This window comes from Blautia faecis (genome assembly GCF_020554845.1).
In the GTDB taxonomy this organism is placed as follows: Bacteria; Bacillota; Clostridia; order Lachnospirales; family Lachnospiraceae; genus Blautia_A; species Blautia_A faecis.
In genome coordinates this window covers 1-21,301 of record NZ_JAJCIA010000044.1, presented here as the reverse complement: position 1 = coordinate 21,301, position 21,301 = coordinate 1, and the positions used below count along the sequence as shown (strand labels likewise).

The 21,301-nt window shown below is 43.1% G+C and carries 16 protein-coding genes and 2 pseudogenes; 15 read left to right on the top strand and 3 right to left on the bottom strand.

The features are described from left to right. Positions 1–14: 14 nt before the first annotated feature. The 4 genes from rpoC to LIZ66_RS16125 all read left to right on the top strand — a co-directional run bounded on the left by rpoC (position 15) and on the right by LIZ66_RS16125 (position 8,064). Positions 15–3,746, top strand: a complete 3,732-nt coding sequence (gene rpoC, locus LIZ66_RS16140) for a DNA-directed RNA polymerase subunit beta' (RefSeq protein ID WP_226837866.1) — start codon at positions 15–17, stop codon at positions 3,744–3,746. Between the two features lie 413 nt (positions 3,747–4,159). After that, on the top strand, positions 4,160–5,899 hold the full coding sequence (locus tag LIZ66_RS16135; protein ID WP_227201048.1) for a serine/threonine-protein kinase: 1,740 nt from the start codon (positions 4,160–4,162) through the stop codon (positions 5,897–5,899). 68 nt (positions 5,900–5,967) lie between these two features. Then, on the top strand, positions 5,968–6,771 hold the full coding sequence (locus LIZ66_RS16130) for a PP2C family protein-serine/threonine phosphatase (protein ID WP_195392177.1): 804 nt from the start codon (positions 5,968–5,970) through the stop codon (positions 6,769–6,771). A gap of 63 nt (positions 6,772–6,834) precedes the next feature. Then, complete coding sequence (locus tag LIZ66_RS16125) at positions 6,835–8,064, top strand: hypothetical protein (RefSeq protein WP_195392182.1); 1,230 nt, start codon at positions 6,835–6,837, stop codon at positions 8,062–8,064. A gap of 68 nt (positions 8,065–8,132) precedes the next feature. Here the strand turns inward: LIZ66_RS16125 and LIZ66_RS18815 are convergent, their stop codons facing one another. From LIZ66_RS18815 to LIZ66_RS20210, 3 genes and pseudogenes are all read right to left on the bottom strand, one after another. After that, positions 8,133–9,437 (bottom strand): serine hydrolase, encoded by a 1,305-nt coding sequence (locus tag LIZ66_RS18815; protein WP_306467782.1) that lies wholly within the window; start codon positions 9,435–9,437, stop codon positions 8,133–8,135. Positions 9,438–9,502: 65 nt separating this feature from the next. Next, complete coding sequence (locus LIZ66_RS16115) at positions 9,503–10,288, bottom strand: N-acetylmuramoyl-L-alanine amidase (protein ID WP_227201049.1); 786 nt, start codon at positions 10,286–10,288, stop codon at positions 9,503–9,505. Between the two features lie 201 nt (positions 10,289–10,489). After that, a pseudogene (locus LIZ66_RS20210) lies at positions 10,490–10,570 on the bottom strand (DUF6783 domain-containing protein); the annotation flags it as partial. 271 nt (positions 10,571–10,841) lie between these two features. Here LIZ66_RS20210 and rpsL point away from each other — a divergent pair. From rpsL to LIZ66_RS16060, 11 genes and pseudogenes are all read left to right on the top strand, one after another. Beyond that, positions 10,842–11,261, top strand: a complete 420-nt coding sequence (gene rpsL / locus LIZ66_RS16110; protein WP_117854826.1) for a 30S ribosomal protein S12 — start codon at positions 10,842–10,844, stop codon at positions 11,259–11,261. Between the two features lie 158 nt (positions 11,262–11,419). Beyond that, positions 11,420–11,890: a 30S ribosomal protein S7 gene (gene rpsG, locus LIZ66_RS16105; protein WP_207664929.1), complete on the top strand. Its 471-nt coding sequence runs from the start codon at positions 11,420–11,422 to the stop codon at positions 11,888–11,890. 17 nt (positions 11,891–11,907) lie between these two features. Continuing rightward, positions 11,908–14,031 (top strand): elongation factor G, encoded by a 2,124-nt coding sequence (gene fusA / locus LIZ66_RS16100; RefSeq protein WP_226815287.1) that lies wholly within the window; start codon positions 11,908–11,910, stop codon positions 14,029–14,031. A 155-nt stretch (positions 14,032–14,186) separates the two neighbouring features. Continuing rightward, positions 14,187–15,380, top strand: a complete 1,194-nt coding sequence (tuf, locus tag LIZ66_RS16095; RefSeq protein WP_118583298.1) for an elongation factor Tu — start codon at positions 14,187–14,189, stop codon at positions 15,378–15,380. Between the two features lie 171 nt (positions 15,381–15,551). After that, a complete protein-coding gene (locus tag LIZ66_RS16090; protein WP_195380200.1) occupies positions 15,552–15,746 on the top strand; it encodes a hypothetical protein in 195 nt (64 codons plus the stop codon). 4 nt (positions 15,747–15,750) lie between these two features. Continuing rightward, positions 15,751–16,124: pseudogene (locus tag LIZ66_RS16085) on the top strand (TnpV protein). Positions 16,125–16,422: 298 nt separating this feature from the next. After that, positions 16,423–17,223 (top strand): hypothetical protein, encoded by an 801-nt coding sequence (locus tag LIZ66_RS16080; protein ID WP_195380201.1) that lies wholly within the window; start codon positions 16,423–16,425, stop codon positions 17,221–17,223. 85 nt (positions 17,224–17,308) lie between these two features. Continuing rightward, a complete protein-coding gene (locus LIZ66_RS16075) occupies positions 17,309–17,998 on the top strand; it encodes a response regulator transcription factor (RefSeq protein ID WP_195380202.1) in 690 nt (229 codons plus the stop codon). Between the two features lie 40 nt (positions 17,999–18,038). Next, positions 18,039–19,151, top strand: a complete 1,113-nt coding sequence (locus LIZ66_RS16070; protein WP_195380203.1) for a sensor histidine kinase — start codon at positions 18,039–18,041, stop codon at positions 19,149–19,151. Between the two features lie 658 nt (positions 19,152–19,809). Further along, positions 19,810–19,998 (top strand): hypothetical protein, encoded by a 189-nt coding sequence (locus tag LIZ66_RS16065; RefSeq protein WP_118583292.1) that lies wholly within the window; start codon positions 19,810–19,812, stop codon positions 19,996–19,998. Between the two features lie 149 nt (positions 19,999–20,147). Continuing rightward, positions 20,148–21,158, top strand: a complete 1,011-nt coding sequence (locus LIZ66_RS16060) for a helix-turn-helix domain-containing protein (protein WP_015541488.1) — start codon at positions 20,148–20,150, stop codon at positions 21,156–21,158. Positions 21,159–21,301: the final 143 nt, after the last annotated feature.

The following is a 21,301-nucleotide window of genomic DNA, read 5'->3' as shown; positions in this document are numbered from 1 at the left end:
GGGGAAAAGAATACATGGCAGAATCAACCAATACCAATGAAACATATCAGCCAATGACTTTTGATGCCATTAAAATCGGACTGGCGTCCCCGGAAAAGATCAGAGAGTGGTCAAGAGGTGAGGTTACAAAACCGGAAACCATCAACTACCGTACCTTGAAACCGGAGAAAGACGGACTTTTCTGTGAAAGAATTTTCGGACCAAGCAAGGACTGGGAGTGCCACTGCGGTAAATATAAGAAAATCCGTTATAAAGGTGTTGTCTGCGACCGATGCGGTGTTGAGGTTACCAAGGCTTCCGTTCGTAGAGAGCGTATGGGTCACATTGAGCTTGCTGCTCCTGTTTCCCATATCTGGTATTTCAAGGGTATTCCGTCCCGCATGGGACTTATCCTGGATCTGACTCCAAGAACACTGGAGAAAGTTCTTTACTTTGCAAATTATATTGTACTGGATCCGGCAGATTCCGGACTTCAGTACAAGCAGATCCTTACAGAGAGAGAATATCAGGATGCCCGTGAGTCTTACGGAAACAACTTCCGCGTAGGCATGGGTGCTGAGGCAATTAAAGAGCTCCTTATGGCTATCGATCTTGAGAAGGATTCCGCTGAATTAAAGGCAGAGCTGGTTAAGGCAACAGGCCAGAAGCGTGCAAGGATCATCAAACGTCTTGAGGTTGTTGAATCCTTCCGTGAGTCAGGAAACCGTCCTGAGTGGATGATTCTTGATGTTGTTCCTGTAATTCCGCCGGATCTTCGTCCTATGGTACAGCTGGATGGTGGACGTTTTGCAACATCTGACCTGAATGATCTGTACAGAAGAATCATTAATCGTAATAATCGTCTGAAAAGACTGCTGGAGCTTGGTGCTCCAGATATCATTGTCCGCAATGAGAAGCGTATGCTTCAGGAAGCTGTTGATGCTTTGATCGACAATGGTCGTCGTGGCCGTCCGGTTACAGGTCCTGGAAACAGAGCCCTGAAATCCCTTTCTGATATGCTGAAAGGTAAATCCGGACGTTTCCGTCAGAACCTTCTTGGTAAGCGTGTTGACTACTCCGGACGTTCCGTTATCGTTGTTGGACCAGAGCTGAAGATTTATCAGTGCGGTCTGCCAAAAGAGATGGCAATCGAGCTGTTTAAGCCTTTCGTTATGAAAGAACTGGTAGCAAACGGTACCTCTCACAATATTAAGAATGCCAAGAAGATGGTAGAGAAGCTTGAGCCAGCTGTATGGGATGTTCTGGAAGATGTTATCAAAGAACATCCGGTTATGCTGAACCGTGCACCTACACTGCATCGTCTGGGTATCCAGGCGTTTGAGCCGATCCTTGTAGAAGGTAAGGCTATTAAGCTTCATCCGCTTGTTTGTACCGCTTTCAACGCTGACTTCGATGGTGACCAGATGGCTGTCCATCTTCCACTGTCCCAGGAAGCACAGGCAGAGTGCCGTTTCCTGCTTCTGTCTCCGAACAACCTTCTGAAACCTTCTGATGGTGGACCGGTAGCCGTTCCTTCACAGGATATGGTCCTTGGTATTTACTATCTGACACAGGAAAGACCTGGAAACAAGGGAGAAGGAAAGTTCTTTAAGAGCGTAAATGAGGCAATTCTGGCATATGAGAACCAGGTAATTACTCTGCAGTCCAAGATTCTTGTCCGCTGTAGCAAAGTAATGCCGGATGGAAGCACTTTCACAGGCAACGTGCAGTCTACACTGGGACGTTTCCTGTTCAATGAGATCCTGCCACAGGATCTTGGATTTGTTGACAGAAGCATTCCGGGAAATGAGCTTCTTCTTGAGGTTGACTTCCTGGTTGGTAAGAAACAGCTGAAACAGATCCTTGAAAAAGTTATTAATACTCACGGAGCAACCAAGACTGCTGAGGTTCTGGACTCTATCAAAGCTATGGGTTACAAGTATTCTACAAGAGCTGCCATGACTGTATCTATTTCTGATATGACCGTGCCGCCGCAGAAGCCTGAGATGATCAAGGCTGCACAGGATACTGTAGATAAGATCACAAAGAACTATAAACGTGGTCTTATTACTGAGGAAGAGCGTTATAAAGAGGTTGTGGATACCTGGAAGAAGACTGACGATGAGCTTACTCATGCGCTTCTTTCCGGACTTGATAAGTACAACAACATCTTCATGATGGCTGACTCTGGTGCCCGTGGATCTGATAAACAGATCAAACAGCTTGCAGGTATGCGTGGATTGATGGCCGATACAACCGGACATACAATCGAGCTTCCTATCAAGTCAAACTTCCGTGAAGGTCTGGACGTACTGGAATACTTCATGTCCGCTCATGGAGCGCGTAAAGGACTTTCTGATACCGCTCTTCGTACAGCCGATTCCGGTTACCTGACAAGACGTCTTGTTGACGTATCTCAGGATCTGATCGTACGTGAGATGGACTGCTGTGAGAACAGAGCAGAGATTTCCGGTATGTATGTAAAAGGTTTCATGGATGGCAAGGAGGAGATCGAGAGCCTTCAGGATCGTATTACAGGTCGTTTCTCCTGCGAGACCATTAAGAATAAAGAGGGCGAAGTCCTTGTAAAAGCAAACCACATGATTACTCCGAAGCGTGCTGCACGTATCATGAAAGAGGGTGTAGACAACATTACCGGAGGTGCTGTTGAGCAGGTTAAGATCCGTACCATCCTGAGCTGTAAGTGTAAGGTTGGTGTGTGTGCGAAGTGCTATGGCGCAAACATGGCTACCGGTGAGCCGGTACAGGTTGGTGAGTCCATCGGTATCATCGCTGCACAGTCTATCGGTGAGCCAGGTACACAGCTGACTATGCGTACTTTCCATACAGGTGGTGTTGCCGGTGGAGATATCACACAGGGTCTTCCTCGTGTCGAGGAGCTTTTTGAGGCAAGAAAGCCGAAAGGACTTGCTGTTATCACTGAAATCAAGGGTGTTGCTACAATCAATGACACCAAGAAGAAGAGAGAGATCATCGTAACAGATCCGGAGACTGGTGATTCCAAGACTTACCTGATCCCATACGGTTCCCGTATCAAGATCATGGACGGACAGGTTATGGAGGCTGGTGATGAGCTTACAGAAGGTAGTGTAAACCCGCATGATATTCTTCGAATCAAGGGTGTTCGTGCAGTTCAGGATTACATGATCCGTGAGGTTCAGCGTGTATACCGTCTTCAGGGTGTTGAGATCAACGATAAACATATCGAGGTTATCGTTCATCAGATGCTGAAGAAAATCCGTATCGAGGATAACGGAGATTCTGAGTTCCTGCCAGGTACACTTGTTGACTTCCTTGAGTATGAGGAAGTAAATGAGAAACTGGAAGCTGAGGGATTACGTCCTGCAATTGGAAAACAGGGAATGCTTGGTATTACCAAGGCATCACTGGCAACTGATTCCTTCTTGTCAGCTGCTTCCTTCCAGGAGACTACCAAGGTTCTGACCGAAGCTGCTATCAAGGGTAAGGTTGACCATCTGATCGGTCTGAAAGAGAATGTAATCATCGGTAAACTGATTCCAGCTGGTACAGGTATGAAGTGCTACAGCGATGTAGAGCTTGATACAGGAATGCCGGAAGAGCCAGAAGAAATCGAATTCGCTGAAATGGACGACGAGGATCAGGATGTGCTGGATGTAGCGGAAGACTCAGAAGAGCTGGAGACTGCTGATGAGGCAGATCTTGCAGTGGATGAGGATGAGGATACATTTGAGGATGAGGATTCTTCTGAAGACAGTGAAGAATAAACGATAAAATATGAAATCCCCCAGGGTGACAGAAATGTTGCTTTGGGGGATTTTTGTGTAACAGAGAATTCTATGGAACTTACTGTTACACAAAAAAGTGCAGCCCGGCAGGAACACACTGCAGCAGCAAGGGAAATGCTGCTCGAGACAATCTGCCGTAGGCGAGGGTAAGGAAAAATATGGATAGAGGAAAATACAACCTGGTCTATCATTTGTGGTAAGATTCCTGTATAATGTTTTTGTAACTATTCAGAAGGCAGTATTCCGCGAGGTGTTTTGGTGGAACGTAGTTCACAGAAAACCCGAGAATAGCGGTGCCAAATTATGCAAACCATGATTTCTGTGCATCGTGACGGGGAAGACTTGCCAGTCCATTTAAAAAGTCATTACCCGTTCGAGGAGGGCGAACATACATGGATAAAGATGTTCCGGTTTCCGTCTGGCCAGAATGGGAACTTATAGAGAAAATAGGCGAAGGATCCTTTGGGAAAGTGTATAAAGCAAAGCGGACAGAACGAGGCCGTTCTTTTTACTCCGCAATCAAGATCATATCCATACCGGCAAGTAAGGGAGAACTTGACAGCGTACGCTCAGAAATGAATAATGAGCAGTCTACCAGGGGATATTTTCGAAATCTGGTAGAAGACTGCATTCAGGAAATATATACTATGGAGCATTTTTGCGGAAATTCCCATGTGGTTTCATTTGAAGATTTCAAAGTGGTGGAATATTTGGATGAGATCGGCTGGGACATTTCCATAAGAATGGAATATCTTACCAGCTTTATGGATTACTGCACAGGCAAGGAGCTTACTGAGAAGGAAGTGATCAAACTTGGCTGTGACCTGGCTATGGCATTGATTTATTGCAGGAAATTGAATATTATTCACCGTGATGTGAAACCGGAGAATATTTTTGTGTCCAGATTCGGTGACTTTAAGCTGGGCGATTTTGGAATTGCTAGGGAACAGGCACATACCATGAGCAATATGTCCAAGAAAGGTACCTATTCCTACATGGCACCGGAGATTTACAAGGGAGAGAAGTACGACAGCAGTATTGATATCTATTCCCTTGGAATTGTATTATATAAACTGATGAATCAGAACAGGCTGCCTTTTCTTTCGCTGGATAAGCAGCTGATTACATACAGAGATAAAGAGACTGCCCTTGCACGGAGAATGGCAGGGGAGAAAATGCCGGCACCAGTTAATGCCAGTGCCTCTTTTTCCCACATTATATTAAAAGCGTGTGCATATGAGCCAGGGAAACGTTACAGGAAACCAGAAGATATGCTGCGGGATTTGGAGAAGCTTCGTCTGGCACCGGTGAATGCAGAGAAAGAGTGGGAGAAGTCCCAGTGGGAGCTGACAAATTCGGCAGAACTTGAGCGGGATCAGAGAAGATATGCCCCTCAGAAGCCGGAAGACTGTATGGAGCGCACCCATGTGGCAGAAGACCCTCAGATTGAGAAAGCTGTCCGGGAAGAAGAGGCACAGCTCAGAAAGCCTGCGAAAAATGCAGTGAAAAATTATGAGAAACAGTCAGTAAATGCCTCTTCCACTAAGCAAAAGAAGCAGCAGAGAAGCGGGTGGGACCAGGAAAGACAGATTTCACCATGGACAGTTTCCCTTATTGTAGTGGCGCTTGCGGCATGCATTATTATTGGTGTTTATATGAAATTAATCCATGATGAGAATCGCAAGGCTCAAAATACGGAGAACGTTATGGAAGTCCTGGAAGCTAATGATAACAGTACTGCTCAAATTGATGAATTTTCTACTTCAATTCAGACAATTAAGGAGCAGGCGAATACAATTGTAAGCGAACTTCCGGACTGCAAGGAAGTTGGCAAGGAAGGCGATCGGCTTCGCTACTATGACAGCAATGGGAAACTGGTAAAAGCGCTGATTTATCCGGAGACATCCGAAGATGGAGTTTATGAGGAGTATTATTACTGGGATGAACGTCTGTTTTTTGCATATGTATGGACTGGTAATAAGAAGGAATTATATTATTATGACAAGCGTGGCAAACTGATCCGCTGGATCGATACAGACGGAACTGTCCACGATAAGGAGAATGACAGTACTGAGTACACCAAGCGTGGCGAGAAATACTGGAAAAATGCGCTGGAGCAGTTAGATGAATGATGATACCGGTCATATAAGAAGTGGCTGTGATTCTTTGGAATATCGACAGACAGACGAAGAGGAATAGAATGACATATCATATTGATTATGCATATACCTGCCATGCAGGGAAAGTGCGACCAAATAACGAGGACAATTTCTGGTGCTGCGGAGAGCACCTTCCAGTGAGTAATCATGGAACAGAAGAAATCCGTACAGGTATCAGGCTTCGGGAGAGCCTTCCGGTAATGGCTGTTTTTGACGGCATGGGAGGGGAGAGCCAGGGAGAAATGGCTGCCTGGCTTGCTTCTGACAGCCTGGAGCATTTTTATAGGGAAAATAAGGGGATGCTTCGTAAAGCACCAGAACTTTTTCTTACGGAAGCCTGTAAGAATATGAATCAGGCTGTATGTGATTATGGTCGGGAACAACGGATCAGTGCCATGGGAACTACTATGGCGATGATTGCTTTTGGAAAAAAAGAAGCGTATATCTGTAATCTGGGAGACAGCAGGATTTATCGGTTTTCCAAGGGGGATTTTTCACAGATTTCCAGCGATCATGTGTTGAAAAGCTGCAGATTTGGGAAAGCACCACTGACTCAGTTTCTGGGAGTGGAGGAGACCGAGATGAAGCTGGAACCTGCCATTGCGGCAATTCCTTATCAGGATAGGGACCGTTATCTGCTTTGCTCAGACGGGGTAACAGATATGTTATCTGACCGCGAGATTGAAGAAATTATGAAGCTGGAGGACTCAATTCGTGATATTGCCCATGCTCTTTTAACAAGGGTACTGGATAAAGGGGCCAGAGATAATACTACGATCATTCTCTGCGAGGTAAGAACAGAGAATCGGCCGTTCAAAACCTGGCTTTTGCAGAAGAAGGGATAAATCAGAGGGCAAAATTTTTCACAATTTAAGTAGTTGATTATAGGAAAATGAAGGTGATTTATGATGAAAAATCGTATGCAGGATCTTGATTTTGAACAGACAGTGGCATTTGATTCCGTAAAGGATTTTGAATTTACCAGAAGGGCCGCCCAGAGATTTCGTCAGGTAGTCAGTCTGGACGGATTTGAGGATGAAGATGCGGACGTTATTTTTCATTATTTATATAAAGAGATGGAGCTGGTTTCGTTCGGAGATCATTTGAAGAGATATATCTATGAAAGAGCCGGGATTGAGGAACCGTTTGGGGAAGTGCCCCAGGAGGTATACAGAGATATTGCAGTTGATTCTTTTCGGGAAACCTATACACCCAAGTCTATGAATCCTACTTCAACTAAGCTTCCTGCGTTGGTGAACAACTGGCTTACACAGGCCTCAGTAAAGCGCGAGACTGTATTTCTGCTGGGCTTCGGGCTTCGCATGAGCGCGGAGGATGTTTCAGACTTTCTGACAAGGGTGCTGAAGGAACAGGATTTTGATTTCCATAATCCAGAGGAAGTGATCTACTGGTATTGTTATAGTAAGCAGCTTCCTTACAGCAAGGCAGAGGACTATAAAGAGAATTACAAATCCATGGAACCTGCAGCAGATAAAGGCAAAGTGGCGGAAGTAATCAGCGGCGATTTTACCATAGATACAGAGGAAAAATTGCTGAAATATCTGGCATGCCTGAAAGCTGGCTGGGATGATCCAATGAATGAGAAGAGTCAGGCATTTCAGGAGTTCCTGCGTCTTCTGGAACATGCGAAGCAGATCATTGCGGCCATGTATCAGAAGGATGAGGAGGAGAAAGGCCGGGATAAGGTCTGGAAACCGGAGAATATTACTCCTTCTGATCTGGAGAAGGTAATCTGCAATGGTATTCCTATTAATAAGATGGGAAATCTGAAAAAAATGTCAGCCTCTATCCTGGCGAAACATTTCAGCCAGAAGAGATTCAGCAGACAGAGAATTACCAATATTCTGAATCACAAGTTCCCGGTAGAGCGGTTTGATCTTCTTACGCTGGAGTTCTTTATCGTGTCTCAGGAGATGGATGATGATGATCCCTATGACAGATACCATCATTTCATAGAGGAAGCGCAGAGAATCTTGAAAAAGTGTGGAATGAGCGAGATTTATATTGTGAACCCATACGAATGTTTCCTGCTGATGTGTCTTTTGACGGATTGTCCGCTGGCTGTTTTTTCAGAGATATGGGAAATGTCATATGAAGAGAATGGGGACGAGGAGTAGGTAATTTCTTAATATAGAAATGCGCAGTGTTGTTTGGAGGCACTGCGCATTTTTAATAGCAATTAAGGTTAATCATTATAGTAGAGATAAATACTGCGGCTAAGCTGTGCAATTGTATTCTGGGCTTCTCCCGGGCTGGAGAGGTTCTGGGAAAGGAAGACGATGACCAGATCGTTTCCACCCTGTGCGTTGTACAGGATTCCGGCATCATTTTCTACATCGGAAAGCTCACCGGTTTTGTTGGCAACGCTGACGCCCTCTGGCAGGGCAGCCGGAATCTTGTTGGTACGTTGCTGTTGCTTCAGAAGGGAATACATTTCTTCTGCATGTAAAAGGCTTGGCGTCTGAGTAGTACCAGAGCAGATCTGGTAAATTTCTTTCAGGAATTTTCCACAGTCATAGGCAGAAGTGTAATTATCTCCGAATTCGTTGCTGGCAAGAAGCAGTCGTTCCATGGAAGTATTTGTGTAGCCGTGAGACTGACAGAAACTGTTTACTTTCTGCATACCTGCAGTGCTGTCGCCACTTCCCAGGCAGGAAACCAGACTGTTTGCCGCGTCATTATCACTGACGGTGATCATTGGTGTCAGATAGGAATCCAGAGTGGCAGAACCATACTGCTGGGACAAAGAATCATAATTCTCATATACTGCACCCATAATGAAAAGCTTGATCAGGCTGGCTGCCTGCATGGGGGAATCATTGATCGTAGCCTCTGAGCCGCCTGAAAGGTCACAGATATAAACGCTCCAGGAACCGTTTGAACCAGGAAGCTGGGATTGAACCTGAGTGACCAGAGTATCCATCTTTTCATCGGATTTGTTGTCAAAAGCAGAACTTCCGTGGGAGGGAGAGATGGTGCCATCATCGTCAGAAAGTTCGGGGGTAATAGCAGCCATGGTAGAATCTTTTTTTCTCTGGGAAGTGCCATTTGTTGTCTGAGCGGAGTTGGAACCGGATGACTGGGAAGGACCTACTGGTTCTGTATTGGCAGCAGGAGTCTGATAAGGAACAGTTACTTCCTCCGGAGTTGGAGAAGACTGTACAGAACCTGCATTTTCTCTCTGGGACGGTCCCTGGACAGAAGAATCATCAGTAGAAGATTCGCTGTCGGAATTTCCATCATCAGAAACAAAGCCGCTTTGGTCGGCGTCTTCAGAAGTTTCATCACCAGAGGTAAATCCGGAAGCTTCACCGTCAGTGAAATCTTCAGTCTGGGCTGTTGCTGAATCGTTTTTTGCCAGATTAATACTTCTCTGGCTGTCCCTTCTGAAGAAAGTAAGGTAAAGAATGATAAGAATTAGTAAAGCAGCGACAATGCCTAGAAAAATCAGCAGATAAGAAGAGGTTTGTTTCTTTCTATTATTTTTCATAAGTTCTCCTTTCGAATCAATGAAATATCTGGAAGAGACATTATTTTATGGCAATAAATCCAGATTTATTTTTCCGCAAAATATGCATCAATCCCATCAGCGATTCCAGATGCCATTGTGTTCTGAAAATCCGGATTGCTCATTTTCAGATCATCAGATTCATTGGTCATAAATCCCATTTCCACAATAGTTACCGGAATGGTGCTCCAGTTGATTCCAGTCATATTGTCGGCATGTGTTACGCCGCGGTTTTCAAATCCGGTTGCGTCACAATAGGCATCCAGAATGCACTGGGAAAGGCTGTTGGAATCATCATAGAGCTGGGATACATAAGGATTGGAAGAGGAGGGGGAAATGGTAAGTGCACCGGCAGCAGAGGACGATTCAGCACCATTGGCATGGATACGCACGTAAACCTCGGCCCCCTGTCCGACAACATATTCAGCTCGCTCTTTATTACTGATGGCAGTATCATTATCCGTTCTGGTAAGAACAGTCTGATAGCCACGGTCTTCCAGAATCTGCTGCAGCTTCAAAGAAACATCCAGATTCAGCTGATATTCAGGCAGACCTGAAAAAGTTCCCTGGGTTCCTGTTGAGGCTTTGGCTTTCATTTCTGTGGAACCTGGACCAAGAGGTTCAAGGTCACTCATATCCACATTTGGACCCTGATGACCGGGATCAATACCGATTATATGTGACTGGGCTACAGGCGGTCCCTGAAGCTCGTCAGTGGTCTCAGCACAGACAGTGCACAGATTTATAAGTCCTGCTCCGGAAAAAATCATGAGGCCAAATGCAAAAATCCGAGAGAATCCACTGGGTTTAGCCACTGCTTTTTTGAAACACATATGTATACTCCTGTTCATGTTAATTCTTTTTTCGACTATTCAGCAGATTGTATTTCGAAAAGCAGGTACTGTAGAGGTGCTGAAAAGTTCTTGTTTCTTATTATAATAATGTGAAGCTGTGAATGCAATGTAAAGTTAAGTTTTCCTAGAGCGTGTTTGAAAAAGGCTTTCTGCAAGATGTGCGTCACAATTTGCGGTATATTTCACCCGAATTCGGTTACCGTAGCCCGCTAAGGCGCCCTCATCCGAGCGAAATCTCCCACAAATTGTGATGCAGATCACGGGAATGATTTTTTTTAACGCTCCAGAACAGCAGTAAAAAATACATTATAATAAGAAGAAACCTATTTATAATTCACCGTGATAAATTGTAAAAACCTTGAAAAAATAAGGAAAAATTGATGAAAAACACCTTGACAGAGATATGCAGACAGGATATAATCAAAAAGCGTGCGAAATAAGGCATTTTTTTCCGCGCTTACTAAGATAATAGCAACCGCAAGGAAACCCCATAGAACAATCTATGGAGAAATAAATCGGGAGGTGAAATGGAATGCCAACATTCAACCAGTTAGTAAGAAAAGGACGCCAGACAGCTGTTAAGAAATCTACAGCTCCGGCTCTGCAGAGAACTTATAACTCTTTAAGAAAGAAAGCAGTTGAGCAGTCTGCACCACAGAAACGTGGCGTTTGCACAGCTGTTAAAACAGCTACTCCTAAGAAGCCTAACTCAGCTCTTAGAAAAATCGCCAGAGTTCGTCTTTCCAACGGAATCGAAGTAACAAGCTACATCCCAGGAGAAGGTCACAACCTTCAGGAGCATAGCGTTGTTCTGATCCGTGGAGGAAGGGTTAAGGACTTACCTGGTACAAGATACCACATCATCAGAGGTACTCTTGATACCGCAGGTGTTGCTAACAGAAAACAGGCCCGTTCCAAATACGGCGCTAAGAGACCGAAAGTTAAAAAATAATCCATCCGTATTGCTGCGGAGACTATAGAGATTTGTACGGTATTCCATATACCCTGTCGGTTGCGGGTTAAATATAGGACCATTACCAGTGCGAACATGCAATAGTTTACTGCGTGAGTACCGATGAGATAATCAGGATGATTAAGGAGGGAAGTAACGTGCCACGTAAAGGACATACTCAGAAAAGAGACGTTCTGGCAGACCCGATGTACAACAATAAAGTTGTTACAAAGCTTATCAATAACATCATGTTAGATGGTAAGAAAGGTGTTGCACAGAAAATTGTTTACGGAGCATTCGCCAGAATGGAAGAAAAATCTGGCAAGCCAGCAATTGAAGTATTTGAAGAGGCAATGAACAACGTAATGCCTCAGCTTGAAGTTAAAGCAAGACGTATCGGTGGAGCTACTTATCAGGTTCCAATCGAGGTAAGAGCTGACAGACGTCAGGCTCTGGCTCTTCGCTGGATCACCATGTTCTCCCGCAAGAGAGGCGAGAAGACCATGGAAGAGAAACTGGCTAACGAGCTTATGGATGCAGCCAATAACACCGGAGCATCTGTAAAGAGGAAAGAAGACATGCATAAGATGGCTGAAGCAAATAAAGCATTTGCTCACTATCGCTTCTAATCAAGGAGGAAAATCCATTGGCTGGAAAAGAAGGTAGAGAATACCCGCTCGAGAGAACCAGAAACATTGGTATTATGGCTCATATCGATGCAGGTAAGACAACTCTTACAGAACGAATTCTGTACTATACAGGTGTCAACTACAAGATTGGTGATACTCATGAAGGTACTGCTACCATGGACTGGATGGAGCAGGAGCAGGAGCGTGGTATCACAATCACATCCGCTGCAACAACATGTCACTGGACACTGGAAGAGAACTGCAAACCGAAGCCAGGCGCTTTGGAGCATCGTATCAACATCATTGATACCCCAGGCCATGTAGACTTTACTGTTGAGGTTGAGCGTTCCCTTCGTGTACTGGATGGCGCTGTCGGCGTATTCTGTGCAAAGGGTGGTGTTGAGCCACAGTCTGAGAACGTTTGGCGTCAGGCTGATACCTACAATGTACCACGTATGGCATTCATCAATAAGATGGACATCCTTGGTGCAAACTTCTACGGCGCAGTAGAGCAGATCAAGACTCGTCTTGGTAAAAATGCAATCTGCCTGCAGCTGCCAATCGGAAAAGAAGATGACTTCAAGGGAATCATCGACTTATTCGAAATGAAAGCTTACATCTACAATGATGAGAAGGGCGATGATATCACTATCACCGATATCCCGGAAGACATGAAAGAAGATGCTGAGCTTTATCATACAGAACTGATCGAGAAAATTTGTGAGCTGGACGATGATCTCATGATGGAATATCTTGAGGGAGAAGAGCCAAGCACAGACAGACTGAAAGCAGCCCTGAGAAAAGGTACATGCGAGTGTACAGCTGTTCCGGTATGCTGCGGTTCTGCATATAGAAACAAAGGTGTTCAGAAACTTCTGGATGCTATTCTGGAGTATATGCCTGCTCCAACAGATATCCCACCAATCGATGGTGTTGACATGGATGGAAACCCGACCGTGAGACATTCTTCTGATGAAGAGCCATTCTCTGCTCTGGCATTCAAAATCATGACAGACCCATTCGTTGGAAAACTTGCATATTTCCGTGTATATTCAGGAACAATGAATTCCGGATCCTATGTATATAACTCTACAAAGGGCAAAAAAGAGCGTGTTGGTCGTATCCTTCAGATGCATGCTAACAAGCGTATGGAACTGGATAAGGTTTACTCCGGTGATATTGCTGCTGCTATCGGATTCAAATTTACCACAACTGGTGATACAATCTGTGACGAGCAGCATCCAGTAATCCTTGAGTCCATGGAGTTCCCGGAACCAGTTATCGAGCTGGCTATCGAGCCTAAGACAAAAGCAGGACAGGGCAAACTTGGTGAGGCTCTTGCAAAACTTGCAGAAGAGGATCCGACCTTCCGTGCACATACAGATCAGGAAACAGGACAGACCATTATCGCTGGTATGGGTGAGCTTCACCTTGAGATCATCGTTGACCGTCTTCTTCGTGAGTTCCACGTAGAGGCTAACGTAGGTGCTCCTCAGGTTGCTTACAAAGAGACAATCACCAAGGCTGTTGACGTAGACAGTAAATATGCTAAACAGTCCGGTGGTCGTGGACAGTATGGTCACTGTAAAGTTAAATTCGAGCCTATGGATGCCAACGGCGAAGAACTGTACAAGTTCGAGTCTACTGTTGTCGGCGGTGCTATTCCGAAGGAATATATCCCGGCTGTAGGAGAAGGTATCGAAGAGGCTATGAAGGCTGGTATCCTTGGTGGATATCCGGTTGTTGGTGTACATGCAAATGTATACGATGGATCTTATCATGAAGTCGATTCTTCTGAGATGGCATTCCACATTGCAGGTTCTCTTGCATTCAAGGATGCTATGCAGAAGGCAGCTCCAATCCTTCTTGAGCCTATCATGAAGGTTGAAGTAACCACACCAGAGGATTACATGGGTGATGTTATCGGTGATATCAACTCCCGTCGTGGTCGTATCGAAGGTATGGATGATATCGGCGGAGGTAAGATGATCCGTGGATATGTTCCGCTTTCCGAAATGTTCGGATATGCAACAGATCTTCGTTCCAGAACTCAGGGACGTGGTAACTACTCCATGTTCTTTGAGAAATATGAGCCAGTTCCAAAGAGTGTTCAGGAGAAAGTTCTGGCAAAGAAAGACTGATTTAACTACAGGCTGAATCAGGATTTCATATAAAACAATAAAAAGCTTGCAAATATCCTTGGTTTGCAATATAATCAAGGATAGCAAGTTTAAAATCGATATGGCGCTCTATTTTAATAGAGAATGAGCCAACTATTCAAGGAGGACATTTTAAAATGGCAAAGGCTAAGTTTGAGAGAACAAAACCGCATTGTAACATTGGTACCATCGGACACGTTGACCATGGTAAAACAACTTTAACTGCAGCTATCACAAAAGTACTTTCTGAGAGAGTTGCTGGTAACGTAGCTACAGATTTCGCTAACATTGATAAAGCTCCAGAGGAAAGAGAGCGTGGTATCACAATCTCTACAGCACACGTTGAGTATGAGACAGAGCATAGACACTATGCACACGTTGACTGCCCAGGCCATGCTGACTACGTTAAGAACATGATCACTGGTGCAGCTCAGATGGATGGTGCTATCCTTGTTGTTGCTGCTACAGATGGTGTTATGGCTCAGACAAAAGAGCACATCCTTCTTTCCCGTCAGGTAGGTGTTCCTTACATCGTTGTATTCATGAACAAATGTGATATGGTTGACGATGACGAGCTTCTTGAGCTGGTTGAGATGGAGATCCGTGAGCTTCTTTCCGAGTATGACTTCCCAGGAGATGATATCCCGGTAATCAGAGGATCTGCTCTTAAAGCTCTTGAGGATCCGAGCAGCGAGTGGGGCGATAAGATCATGGAGCTTATGGATGCAGTAGATAGCTACATTCCAGACCCACAGCGTGACACAGATAAACCATTCGTTATGCCTGTAGAGGACGTATTCTCCATCACAGGACGTGGAACAGTTGCTACTGGTAGAGTAGAGGCTGGTGTTCTTCACGTATCTGATGAGGTTGAGATCGTTGGTATCAAAGAAGAGACTCGTAAAGTTGTTGTAACCGGTATCGAGATGTTCCGTAAACTTCTTGATGAGGCTCAGGCTGGTGATAACATCGGTGCACTTCTTCGTGGTGTTCAGAGAAACGAGATCGAGCGTGGACAGGTTCTTGCTAAACCAGGAACAATCACATGCCATACAAAATTCACAGCTCAGGTTTACGTTCTGACTAAAGACGAGGGTGGCCGTCATACACCATTCTTCAACAACTATCGTCCACAGTTCTACTTCAGAACAACAGACGTTACAGGTGTTATCAACCTTCCAGAAGGAACAGAGATGTGCATGCCTGGAGATAACATCGAGATGACAATCGAACTGATCCACCCAATCGCTATGAGCCAGGGTCTTACTTTCGCTATCCGTGAAGGTGGACGTACTGTAGGATCAGGACGTGTTGCTACAGTTATCGAATAATTTAGCATAACATCTTAAATTATATATATTGAGTACCGTAAGGTACATGTGTCCAAACGTAAGATACCCCGGAACCGTAAGGTTTCCGGGGTTTTTCTGTTGAGTAAAAAGTTTAAAATAAGGCTGTAAAGAATAGCAAATAAATTAAAAACAGGCAGGTATGGGAAGAAAATGAAAACCTTCGCATATCTGCCTGTGGTACAGCAGGACATTAAAGAACAAAATGCATTGGAAGAAAAACGTCGAATGGAGCAAATGCCAAAGGGAAGTGTTCTGAGACAGTTGGTATGGGCTACTCAAAAGAGCCAGATGGAAAACCAACAACGTAAAAAGAATAAAACAAAATACAAAGGATTGGAGATTTAAAGCTATGAGAAAACAGATTTATGATGAGAAAAAAGGAATGAGTTATACATTGCATGGAGATTACTATTTGCCGGATCTGGTTTTGAACGAAGAAGAACCGACATATGGAAAATATGGAATGTTACGAAAGCAGTTCTTAAAAGAACACAGATCAGCAAGGTATCAGTATCTGTTATTGACTGGGAAACTGAATGAACATCTGAATCAGACAGATCAGGAAGCCAGAGAACAGGTGGAAATGCTTATGAAACAGATGGAAGAAAAAAGGGTGTAACTGAAGAATTAAAGGTACAGGATCAGATGAAGTGGGTTGGGTTAATGAATAATATAAAAGTTAGTGCAGAAGAGATTATATTGAAAAACATGGTATATGTGTGAGGGTGAGAGAAAAGATCGCTCTTTTACACTTTTGTATATATTAGAATAGCACTTTAGAAAGCACTATGGTAAAATAAAGTGAAGGTAAATCGGAATTGCAGATTTAGAAAAATTGTGGGTATTTGAAAAAAGATTGTAACCCTTAAGAGGCGAGAGTAAATATGGTTTTATAGGAAATCTTGTGCTGTTACACTTTCTTGACATTTTCATGACTGTTCTAAGGATATTTTTACATTTGCCTGAGCTATACTTTAGCCATACCGAACAACTGGTAAATAAAAAATCAGGAGGAACTAAAATGATGAACAGATTATTCAAAAGAGGAATGGTAATAGCACTTGCAGCAGCAATGACTACATCCGCAGGTATCCCTGCCATGGCTGCCCAGAAGGAGACACTGGATGAGACAGTGACTACATCAGAGGTAACACAAACAAATGTAGATTATGGTTCTCTCACTCAGAAGGAGATTGAAGAGTTTAACTCCATTTATGACCGACTTGACGCTATCGACAAAGAGGTAATGAAAGATGCAGATGGTCTTTCTGATGAGGATATCTATGCCAGATACGATCAGTATCAGGATGAAACCGATACCCTCATGGATCGCCTTGAGGAGCTTGATAAAAAAGCTGGGTGGATCGACAACGAGGAATATGAATATTCCGAGGATGAGTATAGTGCTCTGTATGATACAGGCAAGCTCACCGCAGAGGAAGCAGAACAGCTTCAGAAAGCATATGAAAGAATCGAAGAAATTGATGCGGAAGTGTGGACGGACGATGATCTTTCAGACGATGAGATCGAAGCCCGCTATGCAAAGTATGATGACGAGATTACATCACTGAACGCACAGATTGAAACGCTTGAAAAGAAAGCGGGGTGGTATGAGGGATACTATGGAAATCTGAGCGAAGATGAAGTCAATCAGCTTAACGGTATTTACAATAAAATTGATGCAATCTATGACAATATTTATAACGGCTCTGATAACCTCTCTGAAGAGGAATTTGCTTCTCGCTATGCGAAGTATTTAGATGAGATTGATGCTTTGGAGGCACAGGCAATCGCTCTTGAAGAGAAAGCAGGGTGCAACTAAAATACAGATATACTGATTTTGAAAGATATAATATGGGGAGTCTCACAGAATTTCTGAGGGACTCCCCTCATATGGGGTTAAAGATATGGCAAAAAAAATCTATTTGGCAGATGATGAACAGGATATACGAGAAATACTCACAGAATTTTTATCCAATGCCGGATATGAGGTAACAGCATACAAGAATGGTGATACACTCTTTTCTGCTTTTCAGGAGAAGCCCTGTGATCTTGTTATTCTTGATATTATGATGCCGGGTTCAGACGGTCTTTCCATATGTAAAAAGCTAAGGACAATATCATCAGTTCCTATTATTATTTTGACGGCAAAGGATTCAGAGTCTGACCATATGAAGGGATTTATGTATGGAGGGGATGACTATCTGATTAAGCCATTTTCGCCGTCACTTCTTGTTGTCCGGGTAAATGCGTTGTTCCGAAGAGTTGAAATGAATATACCGGTAAAGGCAGATGTTTCCTTTGGTGATGTGTGTTTTTCATGGGAGAACCATAATGCCATTGTGAAAGAACATGATATTGGTCTGACTATGACAGAATTTTCGCTTCTGGGATGTCTTATGGAACATGGTGGAACGGCAGTTCCCCGGAATGAAATTCTCGACAAAGTATGGGGAATAGATTCTACGGAGATAGAAACCAGAGTTGTCGATGAGACAGTAAGAAGAGTCAGGCAGAAAATGAAGACAGCAGGCAGCAAAGTTCGCATTAGTGCTGTCTGGGGCTATGGCTATAAACTGGAGGATTGTAATGAATAAGACACGTTATAAAATTGCCGCACTTACAGGTTCCGCCGTTATGGCAGCCATGCTTTTGAGCCTGCTGATTCTGAACATAGTTTTTAATAAAAAAATAGAGCTGAGAGCTGAGAAGGCAATTAAATACGCTTTTACTTTGGATTCAGACGAATATTTGAATTACGAATCTGAAAATGATACGGGCTCTTTATATTATGCCTCACTTGTATATATGGGGGCAGATTCAGAAAACAGGGATGACATATATCAGATTCTGACACCCAAAGAGAAGAAACTTATTGACTGGTATGAAACACACCCGTCTGATAAAATACAAAGGGCAAAAATTAACGAAGCAACTTATTATATGAAAGCCAGAACAGAGTATTACGAAGACGGCAATGAGAGATTACTTGCTTATGTGGATGTTACCGGCGAACCAGAACTCGTAAAAGAAATCAGTTTTGGTATTTTGCTGGATGCTTTTGTCATTGCCGCTCTCGGTGCTGCCATTGGATATTTTCTCGGGAAAAAACTTGAACAAAATGACAAAGCTCAGAAGACCTTTTTTGAAAATACATCTCATGAATTAAAAACCCCGCTTATGGCAATTTGCGGATATGCGGAGGAGATTGAAATGGGAGTCATTACCGATTATTCTCAAGCGGGCAGAATGATAGTGTCTCAGACGGAGCGTATGAGTAAACTTATTGAGGATATCCTGTATTTATCAAAAATGGAAAGCGGTACGGAACCATTAAAGTGTGAACCAATAGAAATGGCATCACTGGTTCAAGATATTTTGATGCCGCTTGAAGGAATTGTGAACAGGCGAAACCTTTCAGTATCGTTAGAACTGGACGAAGGATATGTCAACGGAGACCCGGAGAAGCTGGAACACGCTGTTGCTAACCTGATAACTAATTCCGTAAAATATGCATGTAGTCAAATCGAAATATCGTGGAAAAATCAAGTCCTTTCCATCTGGAACGATGGAGGAGAACTTAGCACAGAGGATTTTTCCCATATGTTTGAACGTTTTCATACGGGACAAAACGGAAACAGCGGAATAGGGCTTGCCCTCTCAAAAGAAATCGTTGAAATGCACGGATGGAAACTTAGTGCGAAAAATGACAGGCATGGCATATGTTTATCAATGGTATGCCACAGTTAATTTAGGAACAATCAGGTTTACAGCTTCCAGTTTGTTGAGATGTTGCAAAATTTGGAATCAAGAGAGAATAAGAATGATTAACAATTTAATGTACATAGAATTAAAAATGGGATATTCTGATGATGATCCGGCATGGATTGGATATGTCAAAACTTCAAAAAGTAGAATAAAAATTTTTTGACATTTCTGCACATGCGTGCTAATATGATTATAGAAAAAGAGTGCTACCGATAGACGGTTAGTCCGTTTTACTATTTAGAATATCTATCAAAGATAACCGCTTAGTTTGCAGACAGGGCGGTTATTTTTGTGGTTTATGATTATCTTTGCCTAATGTATATCCGATACTAAAGCAGGTTAAGCCGAAGCTCACTACTGCTATGAAGTCCACAATACTCATTGGCTTAGCCCTCCTTTCCAGTGGATTCCCTTTCAGGTTTCTATGTAATCAGAGGGTCACAGTCCCTCTGTTGAAGGACTAACCGCCTACCGTTATGGTAGCACCCATGTTTCGATTATAACAATTAAAAACTACCGGTGCAATATAAAGTTGGTAGAGCAGCATTTGTTAGCCGTGGAAAAAAATCTTTTCGACTAAGGCTTCCGATGCCAAAACGGTGCCAAGAAAACAATCGGTATTTGGAGGAGTTTCTTATTTATGAAAAAAGGAATAAACAAACCAATCTTATTTTATATTGCATCAGTTCTGTTTTTCATAGCGTCAGCTATTGGCTTTACGAGTGGAAATGAAAATTCTATGGCTATAGTATGGTTATGTCTTGGTTCCTCATTTCTTTGTCTAGGTTCGACGCATAAGAAAAAGGAAAACAATACAGATGATAAATAATTTCATGCTTGTATTGCTGGAAAATCGGGATTCATCGAGTCCTTTTGTGATTTGCAACTGCTGGTTGACAGATTTACAGCCTGAAATGGTAGAATGCAAACAGCAAAACTGTTATATTTAGCTCATAAAATCTGCAAAAGGAGAAAAAAATGATTTTAGCTGATAAGATTACAGAGGAAAGAAAAAAGAATGGATGGTCACAGGAAGAACTAGCCAATCAGTTGGGCGTATCCAGACAGGCAGTATCTAAGTGGGAAAGTGCAGGAGCTGTTCCAGATTTGCAAAGAATTTTACAGATGTCGGAGCTTTTTGGTGTCAGTACAGATTACCTATTAAAAGATGAAATGAAAGCAGAAAATATCACCTATCACGAAAGTACTGAAAGCTATGCAGAACCGTTGAAAAAAGTAACTATGGAGAATGCAAATGAATTTCTTGACATGAAAAGAAATGGATCCAAAGTAGTGGCAAATGCAACAAGTATGTGTATCTTAAGTCCAATATTATTGATTGTTCTTGTGACAATGGCAGAAGATAGCGTATTTCATGTTTCGGAATCTCTGGCAACAGTATTTGGATGTGTTTTTTTGCTTGGAATGGTTGCGGCAGCCGTCTTTTTGTTTATTACATATGGAATGAGTGAATCACATATGGAACATTTTGAAAAAGAATGCTTTGAAACAGAGTATGGTGTATCTGGAATGGTACGAGAAAAAAAAGATTCCTATGAACCAATTTTTATCAGAGGAACAGCTGTTGGGGTAGTGCTTTGTATACTGGCAGTGATTCCGACAATTATTGCCGAATCTATGGAAGCGTCCGACTATTACTGTGGTCTTTCCGTTGGATTACTGCTATTCATACTTGCAATAGGAGTGAATCTGTTGGTTCGTGTTGGGATGGTAAAAAGCAGTTACGATACCCTTCTTCAGGAAGGCGAATATACAAAAGAAGAAAAACTGTTTAAGAAAAAGACTGACACGTTTTCTGGTGTATATTGGTGCTTGACTACAGCGATTTACCTTGCATGGAGCTTCTGGACGATGAGCTGGGATATTACATGGATTGTATGGCCGGTTGCAGGTGTTTTATTTGCAGCATTGCTTGGTGTGGTGAAAATGGTGTTAAAGAATGGCAGTGAAACTCAGCACTATATTTAAAATGGAATTAAGTTTATTTTCCGCATATTATACTCATCCAGAAATTCCAGTTCGCGTTGGTGGTTATTTCTAATAGAAAAAGAACTTTTGTCAAGCGTTTTTGAAAATGTCCTAAAATAATTGAAGTATTAGCCCCGGCTTTT